The organism is Pseudomonas sp. FW305-7 (genome assembly GCF_058786735.1).
Genome location: NZ_JBYSZA010000005.1, coordinates 58,102 through 78,871 on the forward strand (window position 1 = coordinate 58,102; position 20,770 = coordinate 78,871).

General features: G+C 58.9%; 21 protein-coding genes. 10 read left to right on the forward strand and 11 right to left on the reverse strand.

The genetic code is table 11. The features are described from left to right. Positions 1-79 precede the first annotated feature (79 nt). From radA to katB, 3 genes are read right to left on the reverse strand one after another with little or no spacing between them, the layout of a single operon-like run. Positions 80-1,438, reverse strand: a complete 1,359-nt coding sequence (radA, locus tag AC3WMT_RS08790) for a DNA repair protein RadA (RefSeq protein WP_103303621.1) — start codon at positions 1,436-1,438, stop codon at positions 80-82. A 45-nt stretch (positions 1,439-1,483) separates the two neighbouring features. Continuing rightward, positions 1,484-2,029: an ankyrin repeat domain-containing protein gene (locus AC3WMT_RS08795; protein ID WP_103303622.1), complete on the reverse strand. Its 546-nt coding sequence runs from the start codon at positions 2,027-2,029 to the stop codon at positions 1,484-1,486. Between the two features lie 60 nt (positions 2,030-2,089). Beyond that, positions 2,090-3,631, reverse strand: a complete 1,542-nt coding sequence (katB, locus tag AC3WMT_RS08800) for a catalase KatB (RefSeq protein ID WP_103303623.1) — start codon at positions 3,629-3,631, stop codon at positions 2,090-2,092. Between the two features lie 287 nt (positions 3,632-3,918). On the opposite strand from katB, the gene mscL reads away from it, so the two are divergent. Continuing rightward, a complete protein-coding gene (gene mscL, locus AC3WMT_RS08805; protein ID WP_103303624.1) occupies positions 3,919-4,332 on the forward strand; it encodes a large-conductance mechanosensitive channel protein MscL in 414 nt (137 codons plus the stop codon). Between the two features lie 43 nt (positions 4,333-4,375). On the opposite strand, the gene AC3WMT_RS08810 is transcribed toward mscL, so the two are convergent. Continuing rightward, the gene (locus AC3WMT_RS08810) at positions 4,376-5,152 is read right to left on the reverse strand and encodes a ferredoxin--NADP reductase (protein WP_103303625.1); all 777 of its coding nucleotides are present in this window, start codon (positions 5,150-5,152) and stop codon (positions 4,376-4,378) included. A gap of 323 nt (positions 5,153-5,475) precedes the next feature. Here AC3WMT_RS08810 and AC3WMT_RS08815 point away from each other — a divergent pair, with 323 nt between their 5' ends. Both AC3WMT_RS08815 and AC3WMT_RS08820 read left to right on the forward strand, forming a co-directional pair. After that, a complete protein-coding gene (locus AC3WMT_RS08815; protein WP_103303626.1) occupies positions 5,476-6,189 on the forward strand; it encodes an autoinducer binding domain-containing protein in 714 nt (237 codons plus the stop codon). A 175-nt stretch (positions 6,190-6,364) separates the two neighbouring features. Next, entirely contained in the window at positions 6,365-7,489 is a 1,125-nt protein-coding gene (locus AC3WMT_RS08820; protein WP_103303627.1) for a methyltransferase, read from the forward strand. A gap of 72 nt (positions 7,490-7,561) precedes the next feature. Here the strand turns inward: AC3WMT_RS08820 and AC3WMT_RS08825 are convergent, their stop codons facing one another. The 3 genes from AC3WMT_RS08825 to AC3WMT_RS08835 form a co-directional block, all read right to left on the reverse strand. Beyond that, entirely contained in the window at positions 7,562-7,729 is a 168-nt protein-coding gene (locus tag AC3WMT_RS08825) for a DUF2474 domain-containing protein (RefSeq protein ID WP_103303628.1), read from the reverse strand. Positions 7,730-7,811: 82 nt separating this feature from the next. Next, positions 7,812-8,819, reverse strand: a complete 1,008-nt coding sequence (cydB, locus tag AC3WMT_RS08830) for a cytochrome d ubiquinol oxidase subunit II (RefSeq protein ID WP_103303629.1) — start codon at positions 8,817-8,819, stop codon at positions 7,812-7,814. 3 nt (positions 8,820-8,822) lie between these two features. After that, positions 8,823-10,268, reverse strand: a complete 1,446-nt coding sequence (locus AC3WMT_RS08835; protein WP_103303630.1) for a cytochrome ubiquinol oxidase subunit I — start codon at positions 10,266-10,268, stop codon at positions 8,823-8,825. A 551-nt stretch (positions 10,269-10,819) separates the two neighbouring features. Here AC3WMT_RS08835 and AC3WMT_RS08840 point away from each other — a divergent pair. The 3 genes from AC3WMT_RS08840 to AC3WMT_RS08850 all read left to right on the forward strand — a co-directional run bounded on the left by AC3WMT_RS08840 (position 10,820) and on the right by AC3WMT_RS08850 (position 12,738). Beyond that, the gene (locus AC3WMT_RS08840; RefSeq protein ID WP_103303631.1) at positions 10,820-12,058 is read left to right on the forward strand and encodes an MFS transporter; all 1,239 of its coding nucleotides are present in this window, start codon (positions 10,820-10,822) and stop codon (positions 12,056-12,058) included. A gap of 99 nt (positions 12,059-12,157) precedes the next feature. Beyond that, complete coding sequence (locus AC3WMT_RS08845) at positions 12,158-12,436, forward strand: type II toxin-antitoxin system RelE/ParE family toxin (protein ID WP_103303632.1); 279 nt, start codon at positions 12,158-12,160, stop codon at positions 12,434-12,436. A 14-nt stretch (positions 12,437-12,450) separates the two neighbouring features. Beyond that, positions 12,451-12,738, forward strand: a complete 288-nt coding sequence (locus AC3WMT_RS08850; protein ID WP_103303633.1) for a HigA family addiction module antitoxin — start codon at positions 12,451-12,453, stop codon at positions 12,736-12,738. A gap of 5 nt (positions 12,739-12,743) precedes the next feature. Here AC3WMT_RS08850 and AC3WMT_RS08855 read toward each other — a convergent pair whose 3' ends face one another. Further along, the gene (locus AC3WMT_RS08855; RefSeq protein WP_103303634.1) at positions 12,744-13,295 is read right to left on the reverse strand and encodes a DJ-1 family glyoxalase III; all 552 of its coding nucleotides are present in this window, start codon (positions 13,293-13,295) and stop codon (positions 12,744-12,746) included. A 67-nt stretch (positions 13,296-13,362) separates the two neighbouring features. Beyond that, positions 13,363-13,812 (reverse strand): DUF4879 domain-containing protein, encoded by a 450-nt coding sequence (locus tag AC3WMT_RS08860; RefSeq protein ID WP_103303771.1) that lies wholly within the window; start codon positions 13,810-13,812, stop codon positions 13,363-13,365. Positions 13,813-14,034: 222 nt separating this feature from the next. On the opposite strand from AC3WMT_RS08860, the gene AC3WMT_RS08865 reads away from it, so the two are divergent. The 4 genes from AC3WMT_RS08865 (at position 14,035) to AC3WMT_RS08880 (ending at position 17,904) form a co-directional block, all read left to right on the forward strand. Beyond that, positions 14,035-15,330: an NCS2 family permease gene (locus tag AC3WMT_RS08865; RefSeq protein ID WP_103303635.1), complete on the forward strand. Its 1,296-nt coding sequence runs from the start codon at positions 14,035-14,037 to the stop codon at positions 15,328-15,330. Further along, on the forward strand, positions 15,327-16,406 hold the full coding sequence (gene trmA / locus AC3WMT_RS08870; protein WP_103303636.1) for a tRNA (uridine(54)-C5)-methyltransferase TrmA: 1,080 nt from the start codon (positions 15,327-15,329) through the stop codon (positions 16,404-16,406). The genes AC3WMT_RS08865 and trmA overlap by 4 nt, the downstream gene beginning before the upstream one ends. A gap of 197 nt (positions 16,407-16,603) precedes the next feature. Then, positions 16,604-17,053 carry a type II 3-dehydroquinate dehydratase gene (gene aroQ / locus AC3WMT_RS08875; RefSeq protein ID WP_103303637.1) on the forward strand — a complete coding sequence of 150 codons (450 nt, stop codon included), beginning with the start codon at positions 16,604-16,606 and terminating at the stop codon, positions 17,051-17,053. Next, complete coding sequence (locus tag AC3WMT_RS08880; RefSeq protein WP_103303638.1) at positions 17,050-17,904, forward strand: shikimate dehydrogenase; 855 nt, start codon at positions 17,050-17,052, stop codon at positions 17,902-17,904. Before aroQ ends, AC3WMT_RS08880 begins: the two co-directional genes overlap by 4 nt. A gap of 49 nt (positions 17,905-17,953) precedes the next feature. Here the strand turns inward: AC3WMT_RS08880 and AC3WMT_RS08885 are convergent, their stop codons facing one another. Then, positions 17,954-18,631 carry a TetR/AcrR family transcriptional regulator gene (locus AC3WMT_RS08885; protein WP_103303639.1) on the reverse strand — a complete coding sequence of 226 codons (678 nt, stop codon included), beginning with the start codon at positions 18,629-18,631 and terminating at the stop codon, positions 17,954-17,956. Between the two features lie 102 nt (positions 18,632-18,733). Continuing rightward, on the reverse strand, positions 18,734-20,635 hold the full coding sequence (gene quiC, locus AC3WMT_RS08890; RefSeq protein WP_103303640.1) for a 3-dehydroshikimate dehydratase QuiC: 1,902 nt from the start codon (positions 20,633-20,635) through the stop codon (positions 18,734-18,736). Between the last annotated feature and the right edge of the window lie 135 nt (positions 20,636-20,770).

Consider the following 20,770-nt stretch of genomic DNA (forward strand, 5'->3'; position numbering starts at 1 on the left):
AGCGGCCCCAAAAAATGGGCTGCTGCGCAGCCATCGGGGATAAATCCCCTCGCCACAGAATTCACCAGAAGACAGTTTTTTATTCGAAGAGCGCGTCGAGGGCTTGTTCGAGGCGGGTGACAGCGATGATCTGCAAGCCCGCAGGTGCTTCTTTTGGCGCATTGCCCTTGGGTACGATCGCCCGTTTGAAGCCATGCTTGGCTGCTTCTTTCAAACGCTCCTGACCGCTCGGCACCGGGCGCACCTCGCCGGACAAGCCGACTTCGCCAAACACCAGCAGATCATGGGGCAATGGCCGATTGCGCAGGCTCGACATCACGGCCGCCATCAACGCCAGGTCGGATGCGGTTTCCAGCACCTTCACCCCGCCGACCACATTGAGGAACACGTCCTGATCGTGGGTCGGAATGCCACCATGACGGTGTAAAACCGCGAGCAACATTGCCAGACGATTCTGATCCAGCCCCAGCGTCACCCGACGCGGGTTGGCCAAGTGGCTGTCATCGACCAGTGCCTGCACCTCCACCAGCATCGGTCGCGTGCCCTCCCACGTTGCCATCACCACGCTGCCCGGGACTTCTTCCTGAGCACGGGTAAGGAAAATTGCCGAAGGATTGGAGACCTCCTTCAGGCCTTTGTCCGTCATGCCGAACACACCCAGCTCGTTGACCGCACCGAAACGGTTTTTCACCGCCCGCAGCAAACGCAAACGTCCGTCGGATTCGCCTTCGAAATACAGCACGGTATCGACCATGTGTTCCAGCACGCGCGGGCCCGCCAGCGCGCCTTCCTTGGTGACGTGACCAACAAGGAAAATCGCTGTGCCGCTTTGCTTGGCATAACGCACCAGCAACGCCGCACTTTCGCGCACTTGGGAAACGCCGCCCGGCGCCGATTGCAGTTGTTCAGTGAAGATTGTCTGGATCGAGTCGATCACCATCACCTTGGGCTTTTCCTGACGGGCGGTGGCGATGATGGTTTCGATACAGGTCTCGGTCATCACCCGCAACTGGTCCTGCGGCAAGCCGAGGCGACGGGCGCGCATGGCCACCTGCTGTTGGGATTCCTCGCCGGTGACGTACAGCGCTGGCATGCTCTTGGCGAGATTGCACAGGGTCTGCAACAGGATCGTCGACTTGCCGATCCCCGGATCACCGCCGATCAGCACCACCGAACCATCCACCAGACCACCGCCGAGCACGCGATCGAGTTCACCGGACGCGGTGGAAAAACGTGGAATCTCCTCGATGCTGACTTCGGCCAGGGTCTTGATCTGCGCCTGTTGCCCGGCCCAACCGGTGCGGCCGGTGGCGCCGCCGCTCTCGATCATGGTTTCAGTGAGGGTGTTCCAGGCACCGCACTCGCCACACTGGCCGGCCCACTTGGGAAAGGTTGCGCCGCACTCGGTGCAGCCGTACATGCGCTTGGCCTTGGCCATCAGAACCCCCGACAAAAACCGCGATGATAACGCACGTGCCGCCAATCAGCGCGGCGCAGCAGTACGGATTTCCCCGTTGGCCAGACGCGCGGCGCTGTTGCCCAGCGGATCTTGCGCATCCAGGTCGGCACCTTTGGCCTTGAGGGCGTCGAGCAACTCCAGTCGCTTGAACAGACCGGCATACATAGCGGCCGTCTGACCGGCAGCGTTACGTTGGTCGGGGCTGCAATCGGTGGCCATCAAGCGTCGGGCAATCTGTAACTCACCCTTGAAAATCGCGCCCATCAACGCCGTGTTACCGCGTTGATCCTGAGCACAAGCGTCGGCCCCGGCGGCGAGCAATCGTTCCACCGCTGGTGCCTGCCCGTGATACGCCGCCAGAATCAGCGCGGTGTAACCCTTGTCATCGCGAGTGTCGAGGGAGTAACCCGATTCGATAAAGGTCTCGAGCATCGGCACATCACCACGCCGGGCAGCGTCGAAATAGTAGTTTTGCAACTGAAGTCTGATAGCGTCGGGGCTCTGCGCATCAGGTGCCGCCCACGCGTTGAATGACAAACAACCGGCCAACATTAAAAGACAGATACGCATCAGCGATCTCCTTGAGCGAAACGGGGCCTGAGTCAGGCCCCGCATCGCATGAGCCTCGAATCAGTCGACCAGTTTGGCCGCCAGTGCCTTGACTCGGCTGAGGTCACCCCTGGCCACCTCGGTCACGCCGGTGCCATATTCCGGATCGGCCTTATAAAGGAAGGACAGGATGATGTGCTTGCTCTCGTTATCGGTGCTGGCCAGCGAGCCACCGAAGCTGTCGATCAGATCGCGGCGTTCCTTTTTGCTGAACGAGCGATACAGATCACCGGCCTGCTTGAAGTTCTGTTCACGCTGGATCTTCGCTTGCTGAGTGCTGCCCGACAGCGCCGACTGGCTGTAACGAGCGGTTTGCGTTTCTTCACGCGGTTGTACACGGCTCGGCTGATAGTTCACCCCGGAGCTGCTCGCGCCCACGTTCATCGCACCATCCTGATTGCCATTGTTCACCGCAACTTTCGGCGCATTGATCGGCAATTGCAGGGCGTTGGCGCCCAGGCGATACATTTGCGTATCGGCGTAAGAGAACACCCGACCTTGCAACAGACGGTCTTCCGAAGGCTCGATGCCTGGCACAACATTGGAAGGTGCCATCGCAACTTGCTCCGTCTCCTGAAAGACGTTTGCCGGATTACGTTTCAACACCATTTGTCCAACTTTTCGCTCTGGAATACCCGGCCAGATCTTTGTCGCATCCAGTGGATCGAAATCAAACTTCGACAAATCTTGTGGCTTCAGCACTTGAACGTACAAGTCCCATTTCGGGAAGTTACCCTTATTGATATTAGTGACCAAATCCGTCGTCATGTGACTGTAATCTTGCCCTTGAACCTTGACGACTTGTTTTGGCGTTAAGTTGTTAATTCCCTGCAAACTCTTCCAGTGAAACTTCACATAGTGAATTTCGCCTTTGGCATTCACCAACTTGTAAGCATGTACACCATTGCCATCCATCTCTCGATAACTGGCTGGAGTTCCCGAATTGGAATACAACTCGGTCAGCGTACGCGTGGCTTCCGGTACGTGAGAGAAGAAGTCGAAGCGGCGCGAGTCGTCATCCAGGTTAGTGCGCGGGTCGGGTTTGAACGCATGCACCATGTCCGGGAACTTGATTGCATCACGAATAAAGAAGGTCGGAAAATTGTTGCCGACCAGGTCCCAGTTGCCATCGGCGGTGTAGAACTTGGTGGCGAAACCACGCGGGTCCCGCAGGGTTTCCGGAGAGTGGTTGCCATGCACCACGGCGGAAAACCGCACGAATACAGGCGTGCTCTGGCCGGCGGCAAAGACCTTGGCCTTGCTCAGGTCGCCAAGGTCATTGGTCGCGGTGAAAGTGCCATGGGCGCCGGTGCCACGGGCGTGAACCACGCGCTCCGGGATGCGCTCGCGGTCGAAACGCTGCAGTTTCTGGATCAGTTGCACATCCTGCAGCAGCACCGGGCCATTGGCACCTGCGGTTTGCGAGTTCTGGTTGTCGCCAACTGCTGCACCGTTATCGCGGGTCAGGGGAGCGGCCTGCACGGAGAAGGTCAGCAGGCTGGCGGTGAGTAAGCCAATCGTACGGCGATGGGGAAAAGCCCCCAGTCCAAGAGCGGAATTCATATCAGGATCCTCTGGTTTTTTTGGGCGCATCCAGGTGCGCCACACCAAGGCTAGAGGCCTGTGCCGTCGAACATAAATAGAAAGAACGTAACCCCATGATTGAAAAATTTGGCTTTCCGATCAGCAGGTTACGGCGTATTTCGCGCGCGATTAGTGGCACTTTGCAAACTAATCGTCGATTAGTGTGTCGATAAAAACGGGCATTGTAAGAAGGTGTTTCGCGCAGGACGCGTTTTGCTGATTTACACTGCGTACACCAAAACTCATCTGTAACAAGGAAATAACCTATGGGCGTGCTTAGCGAGTTCAAGGCCTTCGCGGTCAAAGGCAATGTGGTCGACATGGCCGTCGGTATCATCATCGGTGCCGCGTTCGGCAAAATCGTTTCGTCCTTTGTCGGTGATGTGATCATGCCGCCAATCGGTCTGCTGATCGGCGGCGTCGACTTCAGCGATCTGGCCATTACGCTGAAAGCCGCCGAAGGCAATGCCCCTGCGGTGATGCTGGCTTACGGCAAGTTCATCCAGAGCATCCTTGATTTTGTGATCGTCGCTTTCGCGATCTTCATGGGCGTCAAAGCCATCAACCGCCTGAAACGCGAAGAAGCCGTGGCGCCTACCCTGCCACCGGTGCCAACCAAAGAAGAAGAATTGCTGGGCGAGATCCGCGATCTGCTCAAGGCCCAGAACACCCGGCCCTGAACCCATCGCACGATAAAAAACGGCGCCTGTGGGCGCCGTTTGTTTACCAGTAGTTTTCTACCGCGACCTGGCCAGGCCTGCGGGTCAGGCTGAGGCTCATGTGGCGCTTTTTCAACAGCGCGCGAGTGTCGTCGATCATTTGCGGGTTACCGCACAACATGACCCGCGAGTGTTCGGCAGTCAGCTCAACGCCAGCAGCACGCTCCAATTCACCGTTCTCGATCAGCGTGGTGATTCGGCCATGCAGCGCATCCGGGTGTTGCTCGCGGGTGACAGTGGCAATGAACTGCAGTTTGTGAATGTGCTCGGCGAGGTAATCACGCTGCGCCAGTTCGGCGATCAGTGTCTGGTAGGCAAGTTCGCGCGCCTCTCTGACGCTGTACACAAGGATGATGCGCTGGAATTTCTCCCACACCTCGAAGTCCTGCAGGATCGACAGGAAAGGCGCCACCCCTGTGCCTGTGGACAATAGCCATAAATCGCGACCGTCGACGAAACGATCAAGGGTCAGATAGCCGAACGCCTGGCGATCGACCAGCAGCGAGTCGCCAACCTCAAGCCGACTCAGCTCACTGGTGAACTCGCCCCCGGGCACCACAATGGAAAAGAACTCAAGAAATTCATCGAAGGGAGATGACACCATGGAGTAGGCACGCCACACGGTGCTGCCATCGGCCCTGGTCACGCCGAGTCGAGCGAACTGACCCGCCCGAAAACGAAATCCCGCGTCGCGGGTTGTACGCAAGGTGAACAGGCTGGGGGTCAAGGGTTGTATGGCCACGAGGGTCTGCCGGGTGAATTTCTCTGTACTGGCTGTCATAGGGCACTCCATTCAACGGTTGCCACCAGTTTCCCGCAAAGCCACGCGCTTAAATACCACCGATTTGTAATGGCATTCAGCACGTATTTCGTGCTTGTAAATCCTGTACAAAACTATGACATTCATGACTAATAAGTAAAACTTTGTAAAAGATGTCACACCCCATATAAAAACAATATGTACTTAAGAACTAGTTATTCAGTTTTTACTCCATTCAAGTGCAAAAAAATCAAAACAATACGTAGGAAAGGTCCTACACTCGTTGGCGTGCGGATCCGGTTGGATCCAAAAAAGCACCCCAGTTATCGCATGGAGCTTTGGTAATGGAAACGTGGAAGGAGTCGCAGTTAAAGCAACTGACTTTCGCCAAAGGTATAGATTCGGCATATCCGATATTGCTCAGATTTGCCGAAAATCTGGGTTTTAACTTTTGTGCGATATCGGTTACTTCGCCCGGGCAGGTCACGCAATTAAACGCCTTGCAAATCAACAACTACCCTCAAGACTGGAATCAAAAATATGAAAAAGACAACTTCAATCAAATTGATCCCGTAATAGCACACTGCAATCATTCAATGATCCCCATCGTCTGGAATGAAAAGGCATTCTCAAATGCCCCACAACTATGGCAAGGCTTGAAGCAACAGGGTCTGCAACATGGCTGGTCGCAATCTTTCCATCACGAGGAAAGCGGCTTGTGCTGCATTCTCAGCCTCGCACGCAGGCATTGCCCGATCAGCCCCCTGGAGTTGTATGAGCATTTTGGCTACATCTTTTACGCCGCCAGCCACCTCAGCGAACTGTTCGCCCGGACCTTACCCAAGCAACCTGCCAAACCCCGGCAGCCAAAACTTTCGTCACGAGAACTGGAAATCATGCAATTGTCCGCCGGCGGAAAGACGGCCTATGAGATCTCCAAGATCCTCAGCCTGAGCGAACGCACCGTGAACTACCACGTGCAAAACGTGATCGAGAAGCTCAACGTCTGCAACAAGATTTCCGCCGTCATCGCGGCTGCCAGAGCCGGAATTATCTGACCGATGTCTTGGTTGACGCCTGAAAACCTGCGGGTATTTCGCTGAAAAAAAACGTACCATTTGTGGCCTTCCTGAGTGATGGCGTGATTTCCCCACGCCGCAGTCCACTCGGTCGGTTCCGCCGCACGACACCAAGGCTGCGGGACACCCGTCGATTACCCTGAGTCCCCGCCCCATGCCTTTGCTCGATACGCCCTTTGCCCAACTCGACCTGATCCGCCAGCCCGAACAGCAGAACGAACCGCTGCAAGCTTTCGATGCCGCCGACGAATACCTGCTCAATCATCTGGCTGCGCAGCAACCGACGACCGACACGCGGGTATTGGTGCTCAACGACAGCTTCGGTGCGCTGGCCGCCAGTTTGCTGGGCAAGGTTGACGTCACCAGCAGCGGCGATTCGTTTCTGGGCTTTCAGGGGCTGGAAAAAAACCTGCTGCGCAATGGCCAGGCATTCGACGCCATTCGCGGGATCCCGGCCAGCGAGCCGTTGCTCGGGCCGTTCGACCGCGTACTGATCCGCGTTCCGAAAACCCTCGCTTTGCTGGAAGAACAACTGATTCGGCTGCAAGGGCAGTTGGCGCCCGGCGCTGAAGTGATTGCGGCGGCGATGATCAAGCATTTACCGCGCGCCGCTGGCGATTTGCTGGAGCGCTATATCGGTCCGGTTCAGGCCTCACTGGCGGTGAAAAAAGCCCGCTTGCTGATTGCCACCCCAGAGGCGAAAGCCGCGGCGGTGTCGCCCTACCCGACCCGCTATCGCCTCGACACGCCAGCCATCGAACTGCTCAACCACGCCAATGTGTTCTGCCGCGAGGGACTGGACATCGGCACCCGCGCCTTTCTCCCGCATTTACCGAAGAATCTTGGCGGCGCACGAGTCGCCGACCTGGGCTGCGGCAATGGTGTACTGGCGATTGCCAGCGCCCTGCAAAATCCGGATGCGCAGTACACGCTGGTCGACGAATCATTCATGGCCGTGCAATCGGCTGCTGAAAACTGGCGTGCCGCGCTCGGTGATCGCGAAGTGATTGTGCGTGCCGGGGATGGTCTGGCCGGTCAGGAGCCACAATCGCTGGACGTGGTGCTGTGCAATCCGCCGTTCCATCAACAGCAAGTGGTCGGCGATTTCCTGGCCTGGCGCATGTTCCAGCAGGCGCGCGAAGCGCTGGTGGTAGGCGGTGCGTTGTATATCGTCGGCAACCGTCATCTGGGTTATCACAGCAAACTGGCTCGGCTGTTCCGAGGCGTCGAGCAAGTGGCGGCCACCCCGAAATTCGTGGTCCTCAAAGCGCGCAAGTAACCTGCGGGCAAAAAAAACCCTCCATGCGGAGGGTTTCAAATCCGTACCCGAAGGCGCCGGGGACGGGGTGATTCAATGAGTGGTCAAGCCTGCCGCATTCATGAACATGCGCATCAGGCTGGCGGCGATAAACAGCACGCCGACACTGCCTGCCCAGATCAACGCCAACCAGCCGAGCCGCTGCCACAGCGGTTTTTTTTCGGCTTCTTCAATGTCGTGCAGGGAATGTTTGCCGGTCATTGTTTCGATCCTCATTCAGAGCGGGCGTCGCAGCCGACGCCATCGTCGGAACGCCGCCCGGAGCAAGCCCGCTGCCACAGGTTCAGTGATAACCGTCTTCATGGGTGACCTTGCCGCGGAACACGTAGTAGCTCCAGAAGGTGTAACCCAGGATGAACGGAATGATGAATAACGTGCCCACCAGCATGAAGCCCTGGCTTTGCGGCGGCGCGGCAGCGTCCCAGATCGAGATCGACGGCGGCACGATGTTCGGCCACAGACTGATGCCCAGACCGCTGTAGCCGAGGAAAATCAGCACCAGGGTCAACAGGAACGGCATGTAGTTGGCATTGCGCGCGACGGCGCGAATCAGACCATACATCGTCACCAATACCAGAATCGGCACCGGCATGAACCAGAACAGATTCGGCATGCTGAACCAGCGTGTGGCGATTTCCGGGTGCGCCAGCGGGGTCCACAGGCTGACCACACCGATCACCGCCAGCAGCACAAAGGCCAAGGGCCGCGCCAGATTGTGCATCTGCTCTTGCAGCTTGCCTTCGGTCTTCATGATCAGCCAGGTACAGCCGAGCAAGGCATACGCCACCACTAGCGCAGCGCCGCAGAACAGGGTGAACGGAGTCAGCCAGTCCAGCGAGCCACCGGCGTATTGCCGATTGACCACCGGCAAACCGTCGATGAACGCACCGAGGGCCACGCCCTGGAAGAACGTTGCGGCCACCGAACCGCCGATAAACGCCTTGTCCCACAGGTGACGCTTGTCGTCCTTGGCCTTGAAGCGGAACTCGAACGCCACGCCACGGAAAATCAAACCGATCAGCATGAAGATCAGCGGCAGGTACAACGCCGACAGCACCACCGAATACGCCAGTGGGAACGCACCGAACAAGGCCGCGCCGCCGAGTACCAGCCAGGTTTCATTGCCGTCCCAGACCGGGGCGACGGTGTTCATCATTACGTCACGGTCAACCTTGCCCGGGATGAACGGGAAGAGAATCCCGATCCCCAGGTCGAAGCCGTCCATGACCACGTACATCATGATGCCGAAGATGATGATCACGGCCCAGATCAGCGGAAGATCAATACCCATGAGTCAAATCTCCTTGGTCAGGGTGACGTCGTCGCCGTGGTCGGCATCGGCCGAATCGTCGGCAGCGGACAACGGACGGGCCGGCGTGCGTTTTTTGCCCGGGCCACCTTCCGGCGTTTCTGCGCCTTCGCTGATCTTCGGCCCTTTGCGCACCAGACGCATCATGTAACCGAGGCCCGCACCGAACAGGGCGAAATACACCACCACAAACATGATCAGGGTGATGCTCATCTGCATGAAGCTATGGTTGGAGGAGGCATCCGCTGTACGCATCAACCCGTAGACCACCCACGGCTGACGACCGATTTCCGTGGTGAACCAGCCGGCAAGAATCGCGATCAGGCCGGACGGCCCCATCCACAGCGCCAGGTACAGGAACGGACGCGAGGTGTAGAGGGTGTCGCGTTTACGCAGCCACAAACTCCAAAGACCGGTGAAGATCATCAGGAAACCGAGGCCGACCATGATCCGGAACGACCAGAACACGATGGTCGAATTCGGCCGGTCTTCTGGCGGAAACTCCTTGAGCGCCGGTACCTGCTTGTCCAGTGAGTGGGTCAGGATCAGGCTGCCGAGATACGGAATTTCCACGGCGAATTTGGTTCTTTCCTCTTTCATGTCCGGCCAGCCGAACAGGATCAGCGGCGTCGCCTCATCGCCCTTGTTTTCCCAGTGGCCTTCGATCGCGGCGATTTTCGCCGGTTGATGCTCGAGGGTATTGAGGCCGTGGAAGTCACCGATGACGGCTTGAATCGGCGCGACAATCAACGCCATCCACATCGCCATCGACAGCATGGTGCGGATCGCCGGGTTGTCCTTGCCACGCAGCAGGTGCCAGGCCGCTGACGACCCGACAAAGAACGCCGTGGCGACAAACGCTGCAGTCGCCATGTGCATCAGGCGATAAGGGAACGACGGGTTGAAGATGATCGCCAGCCAGTCGGTCGGAATCACTTGGCCGTTGATGATCTCGAAGCCCTGCGGGGTTTGCATCCAGCTGTTGGAGGCGAGAATCCAGAAGGTCGAAATCAGCGTGCCGATGGCCACCATCACCGTGGAGAAAAAGTGCAGGCCGCGCCCGACCTTGTTCCAGCCAAACAGCATGACCCCAAGGAAACCGGCCTCGAGGAAGAACGCCGTGAGCACTTCATAAGTCAGCAAAGGCCCGGTGACAGAACCGGCGAAGTCCGAGAATCGGCTCCAGTTGGTGCCGAACTGATAGGCCATGACCAACCCGGACACCACGCCCATGCCGAAGTTGACGGCGAAGATCTTCGACCAGAAGTGGTAGAGGTCACGGTAGGTGTCGTTACGGGTTTTCAGCCACAGGCCTTCGAGTACCGCAAGGTAACTCGCCAGACCGATGGTGATGGCCGGGAACAGGATGTGGAACGAGATGGTGAACGCGAACTGAATTCGGGCGAGATCGAGTGCCTCTAAACCGAACATATGGCTTCCTCTGTCAGGTAATACCGGTTGCGGGCCCGGAGGCCTGCACCCACTGCCCCCACGGATATGGAGTGCGGCGAATTCTGATTCGTTCTTTTTAAACAACCATCGCAACGCAGGGAGTCTGGCCAACGGGCCACCGGATCAATTCCTTCTGGGGTCTTGATCTGGATCAAGCAACGTTGAAAGAGTAGTCCCATTTGCGACGAAGAACCGCGTGGTCGTTTGCCGCGTGACAAGTTGCCTCATTGCAGCTGCAAGGCTCTGAAATACATTTGTCAGATGAATGAAGTCCCCTGTGGCAAGGGAATTCATCCCCGATCGGCTGCGCAGCAGTCGCAAATCCGACCCCGTTATTCATCTGAAAGAGCTGAGTTGAATGCTATCGGGGCCGCTTCGCGGCCCATCGGGGATAAATCCCCTCACCACAAGGGAAATCTCACAGGCAGGAAAAATCGATGTCTGGCTAACTAAATTTTTTGTCATAGCAACTTCCTGTTACAGACTGGTGATAACCTCGCGATTCTCCCCCGAGCCAGACCTGCCTTCAGATGCCCAGCCAAGAGCCTTTGCTGTTACGTCACCATCGCCCCTTCCTTGCGTTCTGGTTCGCCCGGATCTTCACCGCCAGCGGTTTTCAGATGCTCACCGTGGCGATTGGCTGGAACCTCTACCAACTGACCGGCAACGTGCTCGACCTGGGTCTGGTCGGCTTGGTGGAATTCGCCCCGCGTGTGCTGTTCATGCTGCACACCGGGCATGTCGCCGACCGCTACGACCGACGCAAAGTCGCAGCAATCTGTCAGTCATTGCAGGCATTGATCGCCCTGGCACTGGCCATTGGCAGTGCCACCGATCACGTCACCCGGGAAATGATCTTCATCCTCGCCTTCCTGCTCGGCGCGGCGCGGTCGTTTGAAATGCCCACCACTCAAGCGCTGCTGCCAAGCATTGTGCCCACTGCGCTATTCCCGCGAGCCGTCGCGGCAGCGCAATCGGCACAACAATCGGCGACCATCGTGGCGCCAGCCCTGGGCGGGTTGCTCTACGCATTCGGCAGCGTCTGGGTCTATGGCCCGACGGTGCTTCTCTATGTGATTGCCTGCTCGCTGATGCTCAACCTGCCGGCGCGGCAGACACCTTTGAACAAAGGCAAAGCCACGCTGGATTCGCTGCTGGCAGGGATCCGCTTCATTCGCAGCCGCCCGGACATCCTCGGGGCGATTTCGCTGGACCTGTTCGCGGTGCTGCTCGGTGGCGCCACCGCGCTGTTGCCGGTATTCGCCAAAGACATTCTGCTGACGGGCCCCTGGGGCCTGGGCCTGCTGCGCTCGGCACCGGCAGTCGGTGCATTGGGAATGTCACTGTTTCTGGCGCGGTTTGCTGTAGAGCGCAACGTCGGCCGGGTAATGTTCACTGCGGTCGGCATCTTTGGCGTCGCAACCATTGCATTCGGCCTGTCGACCTCGTTCTGGTTCTCGTTGGCGGTGCTGGTGGTGCTCGGCGCGGCGGACATGATCAGCATGGTGATCCGCGCCTCCTTCGTACAACTGGAAACCCCGGACGAAATGCGCGGCCGGGTCAGCGCGGTCAACGGCTTGTTCATCGGCGCCTCGAACCAGTTGGGCGAATTCGAATCCGGCCTCACCGCTCACTGGTTCGGCACCGTACCGGCGGTGGTAATGGGCGGCATCGGTACGCTGGTGGTGACGGGAACGTGGATCAAGTTGTTCCCGACGCTGGCAAGACGAGACCGAATGACAGAGTTGGTCGAAGAGGCGAAGGCTTAGTTTTCGTTTACCGATACAGCACACCAACACAAATTAATCGAAAAGGTGCGGTACATAGATACCGCATCGAGTGTAATGTATCGCCTTACACTCGCTGGCATGATCAAATCCTTTCAGCACAAAGGCCTTCGTGGCTTCTATGAAACAGGTTCGACTCGCGGAATTCGCGCCGATCACGCAAAACGGTTAGCGCGCATGCTGCAATTCATGGATCGCGCAGCGCTCCCCGCAGATCTTGATCTTCCAGGCTGGCGTTTGCATCCACTGAAGGGAGAGCTGTCGACATACTGGTCGCTCAGTGTTTCAGGCAACTGGCGGGTTATCTTTCGTTTTGTCGGTTCGGACATCGAACTGGTCGATTATCTGGACTACCACTGACAGGAGGCAGGCTCATGCCCATGCACAACCCGCCACACCCCGGTGAAACACTGCTGCTGGATGTCTTGCCCGAGCTTGGCATCAGCGTGACCGAACTGGCACGGCACCTCGGCTTCGCTCGCCCGCATCTTTCCCGTGTATTGCATGGGCATGCGCCGATCAGCCCGGATCTGGCCGTGCGGCTGGAGCGAGCAGGCATAGGCAAGGCACGCGTTTGGTTAGGTGTTCAAACCGACTACGATCTGTGGCAAGCGGAACATCGGGAGCAACCGGCGATTGAACCTATCGCCGCGCACGCCTGAACCCTTCAAACCAGCAACTCCCCCGCCACTTTCGCCCGCAAGGCCTTGCCGCCAAGTTGCTCCACCAGCGCCAGCGCAAACGCCAGTGCGGCGCCTGAGCCTTGGGCGGTGATGCAGTTGCCGTCGACCACCACCGGTTGATCAACAAACGTACAACCGGAGAGTTGATGGCTGGCACTCGGCAGGCAGGTCATGCGCCGCTGGCGCAATACGCCGAAGGCTTGCAGGGCGAGCGCGGGGGCTTCGGCGATGGCGGCGAACAGGCGTCCGGCGCTGGCCTGGTCCTTGAGCAGTTGCTGCAGAGGTTGATGCGCCGCCAGGTGTTGTGAACCGACAGCCCCGCCGGGCAGGACGATCAGGTCGAAGGTTTGCGCCAGCACATCGACCAGCATGCCGTCGGCGGTCAAGCGAGTACCGCGTGCGCAGGTCAGCATGCGGCGTCCTTCAATACTCGCCGCCACCACTTCGATGCCGGCGCGGCGCAACACATCGATCAGGGTCACGCTTTGCAGATCATCGATGCCCTCGGCGAGGGTAATCAGGGCTCTAAAGGTCATGGGCGATTTCCGCTGGTTGATCTTTAAAGCGTAGTCAGCTTTGCCCGCGACCGTTCGGGTGCAGCCGTTACTTGATGTAAAGCTGCGTCGACAGGGTGTTGCGCGGGGCGTTGATCGAGGTGTTGCTGAAGCTGAAAGTCCCTTCCTGCTTGCCTGCCATATCGAAGGTATAGAGGGAGCCAACGGTTTTGCTGCCGGGTGTGCATTCGGTCAGGTTGCCGTTATCGAAGGCGCACACCGGGGAGCGCGTGCCATTCACTTCGAAGCCGTCCAGCGTGGCGTGCGGCTGGCTCTGGCCATAGCCGACTTCCAGCACGTAGACCTTGATGCTCGGTCCGCTGTGATTGCACTGGGTTTGCGCCTGGTTATCAGCAATGTCTTCCAGGCCACAGGCCGACGATTGCACCTTGATCACCTTCACCTCGGTCAATGGTGGCGCCGATGCCGCGAACGCAGCAGAGGCTCCCGTCATCAGCCCTGCGATCAATCCGAAAGCCGTCATCCAGCGCTTGCTCATGCGTTGCCCATCCTGAAAAAAACTGCGCGCAGTATGGCGCAGTTGGCCGCAGTGCAAAACTTCGACGACGATCGACACCAACAACCGCCATATTCCTCACGCTGCTGGTATGATGCGCGGCTTTTTCCGGCCCACCACAATTTTCCAGGCGCTTGCGACGGTCTGTGCTTTGCTGTTGAGGTCGATACATTCACGGCGCCACGCGCGCCACGGGGAGCAGACATGCTGGAAAGGCTGTTTCAACTCAAGGCACATAACACCAACGTGCGCACCGAGATTCTCGCGGGCATCACGACTTTCCTGGCCATGGCCTACATTCTGTTCGTCAACCCGAGCATTCTCGGCGAGACCGGCATGGACAAGGGCGCGGTGTTCGTCGCCACCTGTCTGGCAGCCGCCATCGGCTCCACGGTCATGGGCCTGATCGCCAACTACCCGATCGCCCTCGCTCCGGGCATGGGCCTGAACGCCTTCTTCACTTACACCGTCGTGCTGCACATGGGCCACACCTGGCAAGTGGCGCTGGGCGCGGTGTTCATCTCGGCCGTATGCTTCTTCCTGCTGTCGATCTTCCGCATCCGCGAATGGATCATCAACAGCATCCCGTTGCCGCTGCGCTCGGCGATTGCCGCCGGTATCGGCCTGTTCCTGGCGCTGATCGCCCTGCACAACGCCGACATCGTGGTGAGCAACCCGGCGACCATGGTCGGCCTCGGTGACCTGAAAGCGCCGGCACCGATCCTCGCCACCCTCGGTTTCGCCCTGATCGTCGCCCTCGAAGCGCTGAAAGTGCGCGGTGCAGTGCTGATCGGCATTCTGGCGGTGACCATCACGTCCATCGCCTTCGGCTTTACGCCGTTCAATGGCGTGACCTCGATGCCACCTTCGCTGGCCCCGACATTCCTGCAACTGGACATCAAAGGCGCGCTGGACATCGGTCTGGTCAGCGTGATCTTCGCTTTCCTGTTCGTCGACCTGTTCGACAACTCCGGCACCCTGATCGGCGTTGCCAAGCGCGCCGGCCTGATGGGCAAAGATGGCCACATGCCGAAAATGGGGCGCGCCCTGATCGCCGACAGCACGGCCGCCATGGCCGGTTCGCTGCTGGGCACCTCGACCACCACCAGCTACATCGAATCCGCTGCCGGCGTGAGTGCTGGCGGCCGTACCGGGCTGACCGCTGTTGTCGTGGCGATTCTGTTCCTGCTGGCGTTGTTCTTCTCGCCACTGGCGGCCAGCGTTCCGGCTTTCGCCACCGCACCGGCGTTGCTGTTCGTCGCTGTATTGATGATGTCGGGCCTGGCAGAAATAGAATGGGACGACATCACCGTCGCCGCACCGGTCGTTGTCACCGCGCTGGCCATGCCGTTCACGTATTCGATCGCCAACGGCATCGCGTTCGGTTTCATCTCCTGGACCGTGATCAAGCTGCTGTCGGGCCGCGCCCGTGAGCTGAACCCGGCGCTGGTGATCCTGTCGATTCTGTTTGTGATCAAGTTGGGTTGGTTCAACGCATGACTTTCGATTCCCAGGCCTACGCCGCACAGCTAGAAGACAAGGTCACGCGTTTGCGTGACCTGCTGGCCCCGTTCGATGCGCCAGAGCCGACCGTGTTCGACTCGCCGCTGCAGAACTTCCGCCTGCGTGCCGAATTCCGCCTGTGGCGCGAGGCCGGCGAGCGGCATTACGCGATGTTCTCGCAGGACGACAAACGCACGCCGATCCTCATCGAAGAATTTCCGATTGCCAGCCTGCGCATCAATCAACTGATGCCGCAGCTCAAGGCAGCGTGGCAAGCCAGTTCGGCGTTGAGCCACAAGCTGTTTCAGGTCGAGTTTCTGACCACGCTGGCCGGCGATGCGATGATCACCCTGTGCTATCACCGCCCGCTGGACGAGCACTGGCATGCAGCGGCGACGAAGCTTGCGGCGGATCTCGGCGTCAGCATCATCGGACGCTCGAAGGGCAAACGCGAAGTGCTCGGCCTTGATTACGTGGTCGAGAAACTCGAAGTCGGCGGTCGCACCTTCAGCTACCGCCAGCCGGAAGGCGCGTTCACCCAGCCCAACGGCACCGTGAACCAGAAGATGTTGAACTGGGCTTACGAAGCACTGGGCGATCGCCCTGACGATCTGCTGGAGCTGTACTGCGGCAACGGCAACTTCACCCTGCCGCTCGCCACCCGCGTGCGCAAAGTGCTGGCCACCGAGATCAGCAAGACCTCGGTTAATGCCGCATTGAGCAACCTCAGCGAAAACGCTGTGGATAACGTCACGCTGGTGCGTTTGTCCGCCGAAGAGCTGACCGAAGCGCTCAACGAAGTGCGTCCGTTCCGTCGCCTGCACGGCATCGACCTGAAGAGCTACGAGTTCGGCAGCGTCTTCGTCGACCCGCCGCGCGCCGGCATGGACCCGGACACCTGCGAACTGACCCGGCGTTTCGACAACATCCTGTACATCTCCTGCAACCCGGAAACCCTGGCGGCCAACATCGCCCAATTGCACGATACGCACCGCATCACCCGCTGCGCATTGTTCGATCAGTTCCCGTGGACGCATCACATGGAATCGGGTGTGTTGCTGACCCGACGCTGAGTGCAGAGGCCAGATACGAAAAAGCCGTCGTGATTGACGGCTTTTTTGTGCGCGGTCATTTAAGGCTGTGCGATCACCGAACAGAAAACTCCCGGCTGAATCCGCTTCAATTGACCAATGTAACCATCTAGTACATTTTACCTCCACAGGCTGAAACCCTCGGCCCAAGCCAAAAACAATAAGTGGAGTTACCCCTCATGCCCCCTATCGTTCTGGTGCTCAACGGCCCGAACCTGAATTTGCTCGGCACCCGTGAACCGGCGACTTACGGTCACGAAACCCTGGCTGACATCTCGGCTTTGTGCGGCCGCGCTGCCGAAGAATTCGGTCTGGCCGTGGAGTTTCGCCAAACCAATCACGAAGGCGAATTGCTCGACTGGATTCACGCCGCACGCGGGCGTTGTGCAGGGATCGTGATCAACCCGGCGGCGTGGACGCACACCTCGGTGGCGATCCGCGACGCGTTGGTTGCCAGTGAGTTGCCGGTGATCGAAGTGCACCTGTCCAACGTCCATGCGCGTGAGCCGTTCCGGCATCATTCGTTCGTCTCGGCCATCGCCATTGCAGTGATGTGCGGCTTCGGCAGTCATGGCTATCGCCTGGCCCTGGAACATTTCAGCCAACGGCTGAAGGGGCGCGCAGCATGAGCCGCAAACCGGTAATACTGGCCGGACTGATCGGCGCCGGCATTCAAGCCTCGCGCACACCCTCGTTGCATGAACATGAGGGCGATGCGCAGGGCATGCGTTACCTGTATCGCCTGATCGACCTCGATCAACTGCGCATGGACATCACCGCCCTGCCCGACTTGCTGTTGGCGGCCGAGCGAATGAACTACACCGGCCTGAACATCACCTTCCCATGCAAACAGGCGATCATCCCGCTGCTCGACGAACTGTCGCCCGAAGCCCGTGGCATCGGTGCGGTCAATACCGTGGTGCTGAAAGATGGAAAACGTGTCGGCCACAACACCGATTGCCTGGGTTTTGCCGAGGGCTTTCGCCGTGGCTTGAATGACGTTGCCCGTGAGCGCGTGGTCCAGATGGGCGCTGGCGGTGCCGGTGCGGCTGTGGCCCACGCGCTGTTGAGCGAGGGCGTACAGCAACTGAGTATTTTCGACGTCGACACGGATCGCGCCGAAAGCCTGGCGAACAATCTCAATCAACATTTCGGTTTTGGTCGCGCAGTGGCCGGGCATGATTTGCCGAGTGCAATGAATCAGGCCGACGGCCTGGTGAACACTACGCCGATGGGCATGGCCAAACTGCCGGGCATGCCGGTGCCGGTCGAGTTGCTGCGCAAGCAATTGTGGGTGGCGGAGATCGTGTATTTCCCGTTGGAAACCGAACTGCTGCGCAATGCCCGCGCATTGGGTTGCCGCACATTGGATGGTGGCAACATGGCGGTGTTTCAGGCGGTGAAGGCGTTTGAATTGTTCAGCGGCGTGGTGCCGGATGCGCAGCGGATGCTGGCGCATTTTCAAAGCATGAAGGGCTGAACTCATTCCCTTGTGGCAGCGGGCTTGCTCGCTCCCACAAGGGGTGGCGTCAGGCTTGCAGATACCGCAACACCGACTCGCAAATCATCTCGCGGTGGCGCTGCTTGATGCCTTCGTCCGGCAGATCAATCTGAAAAATCTCACTGAACGTGTGGCGGTTCGACACACGATAGAAGCAGAAGGAGCTGATCAGCAGATGCACATCCAGCGCGTCGAGCCCACTGCGGAAAACGCCCTCCTCGGCGCCCCGACGGAGGATCTCGCCGAGTGAATCGAGGATGGTGTTGTTCATCGCCTTGATCGCATCGGAACGCTTCACGAATTCGGCATTGTGGATGTTCTCGATGCAGACGATCCGCACGAAATCGACGTTGCGGTCGTGATGATCGAAGGTGAACTCCACCAGCCGCCGAATCGCCACCACCGGCGGCAGCTCAGCCAGGTGCAGACGGTTTTCCGTGGTGCGAATGTCGCCGTAAAGCTTCTCCAGCACTTCGACGTACAACTGCTCCTTGCTGCCGAAGTAGTAATAGATCATGCGCTTGGAGGTGTGGATGCGTTCGGCGATCGCGTCGACGCGGGCGCCCGACAATCCTTGCTGGACGAACTCGACGATCGCCTCCTGCAGGATGTTCTCGCGGGTCTTTTCCGGATTGTTCTTGCGACTCTTGCGCGGCTCTACGGCGGGTACGACGGGGGCTGCGGGGAGTTCTGATGTCATTGTCATTGCGGGCTCACGGCCATCACTGCACAGGCTGGCGATTATGGGCCGCGCAGCACAGTGAAGGAAGCTGCGCGGCCCGTGTTTAATCCCGCGTTTACGAATTTCCTACAACTTCGCCTGGCGTACCGCGCCACTGCGAGATTTAGCCATCGCCGCCAGACGTACCGCGACGTTCGCCGCGCCGTAACCGGCATAACCGTTTTTGCGCTGGATGATCTCGAAGAAGAAGCGTCCTTCGAACGGCTCGGTGTACACATGAAACAGCTCGCCGCCCTGGGCATCACGGTCATAGAGCACGTTGTAATACGCCAGTTCGCTGAGGAATTCGTCATCGAAATCGAAGCGTGCCGCCAAATCGTCGTAATAGTTCAGCGGGATATCCAGCAGCGGCACGCCAGCCTCTTTGGCGCGCCTGACTTCGGCGAAGATGTCGTCACAATCGAAGGCGATGTGATGCACTCCGGAGCCGCGATAACTCGACAGTGCGTGAGAAATCGCAGTATTGCGGTTCTCGGAGATGTTCAGCGGCAAGCGGATCGAGCTGTCGCGGCTGCGCAAAGCTCGGCTTTTCACTAGACCGTACGGGTCGGGCAGCACCACTTCGTCGTCGGCCTCGAAATCGAGCAGGCTCTTGTAGAACAGCACCCAACTGTCGAGGCTGTCCGCCGGCAGGGCCATGGCCATGTGATCGATGCGCTTGAGACCACCACGGGCTACCGCGCCTGGGAGCAGATTGAAATCGGTGCCGTAGACATCGGCCTCTTCATCCACCAGATAAATCAGGCTGCCATCCGGCGCACGTACGGCCGCCAGCTCCAGTTCGTTGGGGCCGACCAGTCCGCGATAGGGTTGGCCTTTATAAGCCACGGCACGCGCCAGTGCGCTGGCGCTATCGTTGACCCGTACGGCAGTCGCGCACAGCGATGGGCCATGGGCTTCAAAAAAGCTATGCGCAAACGAATACGGCTCGGAGTTGAGGATCAGGTTGATATCGCCCTGGCGCAGCAGGCTCACACTCTTGGAGCGGTGCTGCCCGGCCTTGACGAATCCGAGGCGCTCCAGCCAATTCGACAGTTTGGCGCCGAGGCTTTCATCGACGGCGAACTCGAGAAACTCGATGCCGTTGTATTCGCTGGCCTTCGGTGTTTCAAAGAGGATTTCGCGGTTGGCGACAGGCGTTGCTTCCTGCTCCAGGCGTTGCCGGGTTTTCTCCTCCAGGTACAACAGCGAGCGCAAGCCGTCGGCAGCGTTGGCCCGTGGCGGTGCGGCGCGGAAACCGTCGTTGAAGATTTCCAGCGACAGCGGCCCGGTGTAACCACTCTGGATGATCGGCGCGAGAAACCCCGGCAGATCGAATTCGCCCTGCCCCGGGAAACAGCGGAAATGCCGGCTCCACTCCAGCACGTCCATGGCCAGAATCGGCGCGTCGGCCATTTGCACGAAGAAAATCTTGTCACCGGGAATGTCGGCAATCGCACGCGGATCGCCCTTCAACGACAGGGTATGAAAGCTGTCGAGCAGCACACCTAGGCTTGGGTGATCGGCTTGGCGCACGATGTCCCAGACCTGTTGATAAGTATTCACGTGCCGACCCCAGGCCAGCGCTTCGTAACCAATACGCAAGCCACGGGCGCCTGCGTGTTCGGCCAGCAAACGCAGATCATCGACGAGTATCTGCTGATCGCCAACGCTGTCGGCCGACGCATTACTGCACACCAGCACGAGGTCGGTGCCCAGTTCCTGCATCAGATCGAACTTGCGTTCGGCCCGTTCAAGGTTGCGCGCCAGACGATCACGGCGGCAGCCTTCGAAATCGCGGAATGGCTGAAACAGAGTGATGGCGATCCCGAGGTCGGCGCACATCTGTTTAATTTCACGCGGACTGCCGTCGTAGTACAGGAGGTCGTTTTCGAAAATCTCCACCCCGTCGAACCCGGCGGCGGCAATGGCTTCGAGCTTTTCCGGCAGGGTGCCGCTCAAGGAAACGGTGGCAATGGAACGCTGCATGTTTCAACTCCCGGTCTACGCCGCTGTGTGGCGGGGGATCGTTTTTGTCGTGGGGGAAATTATTGGCTGCATCCCTTCGTGCAGCAATTTAAAGTGTACTACCCGGTTAGTTTTGCGTGCGATTATCGAACACAA

What these genes read in the sequence shown, in the direction of transcription:
- AC3WMT_RS08880 (WP_103303638.1), top strand. Translation starts at nt 17,050, where the DNA reads ATGAGCCGCAAACCGGTAATACTGGCCGGACTGATCGGCGCCGGCATT.
- mscL (WP_103303624.1), top strand. Translation starts at nt 3,919, where the DNA reads ATGGGCGTGCTTAGCGAGTTCAAGGCCTTCGCGGTCAAAGGCAATGTG.
- radA (WP_103303621.1), bottom strand. Translation starts at nt 1,438, where the DNA reads ATGGCCAAGGCCAAGCGCATGTACGGCTGCACCGAGTGCGGCGCAACC.
- AC3WMT_RS08815 (WP_103303626.1), top strand. Translation starts at nt 5,476, where the DNA reads ATGGAAACGTGGAAGGAGTCGCAGTTAAAGCAACTGACTTTCGCCAAA.
- AC3WMT_RS08860 (WP_103303771.1), bottom strand. Translation starts at nt 13,812, where the DNA reads ATGAGCAAGCGCTGGATGACGGCTTTCGGATTGATCGCAGGGCTGATG.
- aroQ (WP_103303637.1), top strand. Translation starts at nt 16,604, where the DNA reads ATGCCCCCTATCGTTCTGGTGCTCAACGGCCCGAACCTGAATTTGCTC.
- AC3WMT_RS08855 (WP_103303634.1), bottom strand. Translation starts at nt 13,295, where the DNA reads ATGACCTTTAGAGCCCTGATTACCCTCGCCGAGGGCATCGATGATCTG.
- AC3WMT_RS08840 (WP_103303631.1), top strand. Translation starts at nt 10,820, where the DNA reads ATGCCCAGCCAAGAGCCTTTGCTGTTACGTCACCATCGCCCCTTCCTT.
- AC3WMT_RS08850 (WP_103303633.1), top strand. Translation starts at nt 12,451, where the DNA reads ATGCCCATGCACAACCCGCCACACCCCGGTGAAACACTGCTGCTGGAT.
- katB (WP_103303623.1), bottom strand. Translation starts at nt 3,631, where the DNA reads ATGAATTCCGCTCTTGGACTGGGGGCTTTTCCCCATCGCCGTACGATT.
- AC3WMT_RS08795 (WP_103303622.1), bottom strand. Translation starts at nt 2,029, where the DNA reads ATGCGTATCTGTCTTTTAATGTTGGCCGGTTGTTTGTCATTCAACGCG.
- AC3WMT_RS08885 (WP_103303639.1), bottom strand. Translation starts at nt 18,631, where the DNA reads ATGACAATGACATCAGAACTCCCCGCAGCCCCCGTCGTACCCGCCGTA.
- AC3WMT_RS08825 (WP_103303628.1), bottom strand. Translation starts at nt 7,729, where the DNA reads ATGACCGGCAAACATTCCCTGCACGACATTGAAGAAGCCGAAAAAAAA.
- AC3WMT_RS08820 (WP_103303627.1), top strand. Translation starts at nt 6,365, where the DNA reads ATGCCTTTGCTCGATACGCCCTTTGCCCAACTCGACCTGATCCGCCAG.
- AC3WMT_RS08865 (WP_103303635.1), top strand. Translation starts at nt 14,035, where the DNA reads ATGCTGGAAAGGCTGTTTCAACTCAAGGCACATAACACCAACGTGCGC.
- AC3WMT_RS08835 (WP_103303630.1), bottom strand. Translation starts at nt 10,268, where the DNA reads ATGTTCGGTTTAGAGGCACTCGATCTCGCCCGAATTCAGTTCGCGTTC.
- AC3WMT_RS08810 (WP_103303625.1), bottom strand. Translation starts at nt 5,152, where the DNA reads ATGACAGCCAGTACAGAGAAATTCACCCGGCAGACCCTCGTGGCCATA.
- trmA (WP_103303636.1), top strand. Translation starts at nt 15,327, where the DNA reads ATGACTTTCGATTCCCAGGCCTACGCCGCACAGCTAGAAGACAAGGTC.
- cydB (WP_103303629.1), bottom strand. Translation starts at nt 8,819, where the DNA reads ATGGGTATTGATCTTCCGCTGATCTGGGCCGTGATCATCATCTTCGGC.
- AC3WMT_RS08845 (WP_103303632.1), top strand. Translation starts at nt 12,158, where the DNA reads ATGATCAAATCCTTTCAGCACAAAGGCCTTCGTGGCTTCTATGAAACA.
- quiC (WP_103303640.1), bottom strand. Translation starts at nt 20,635, where the DNA reads ATGCAGCGTTCCATTGCCACCGTTTCCTTGAGCGGCACCCTGCCGGAA.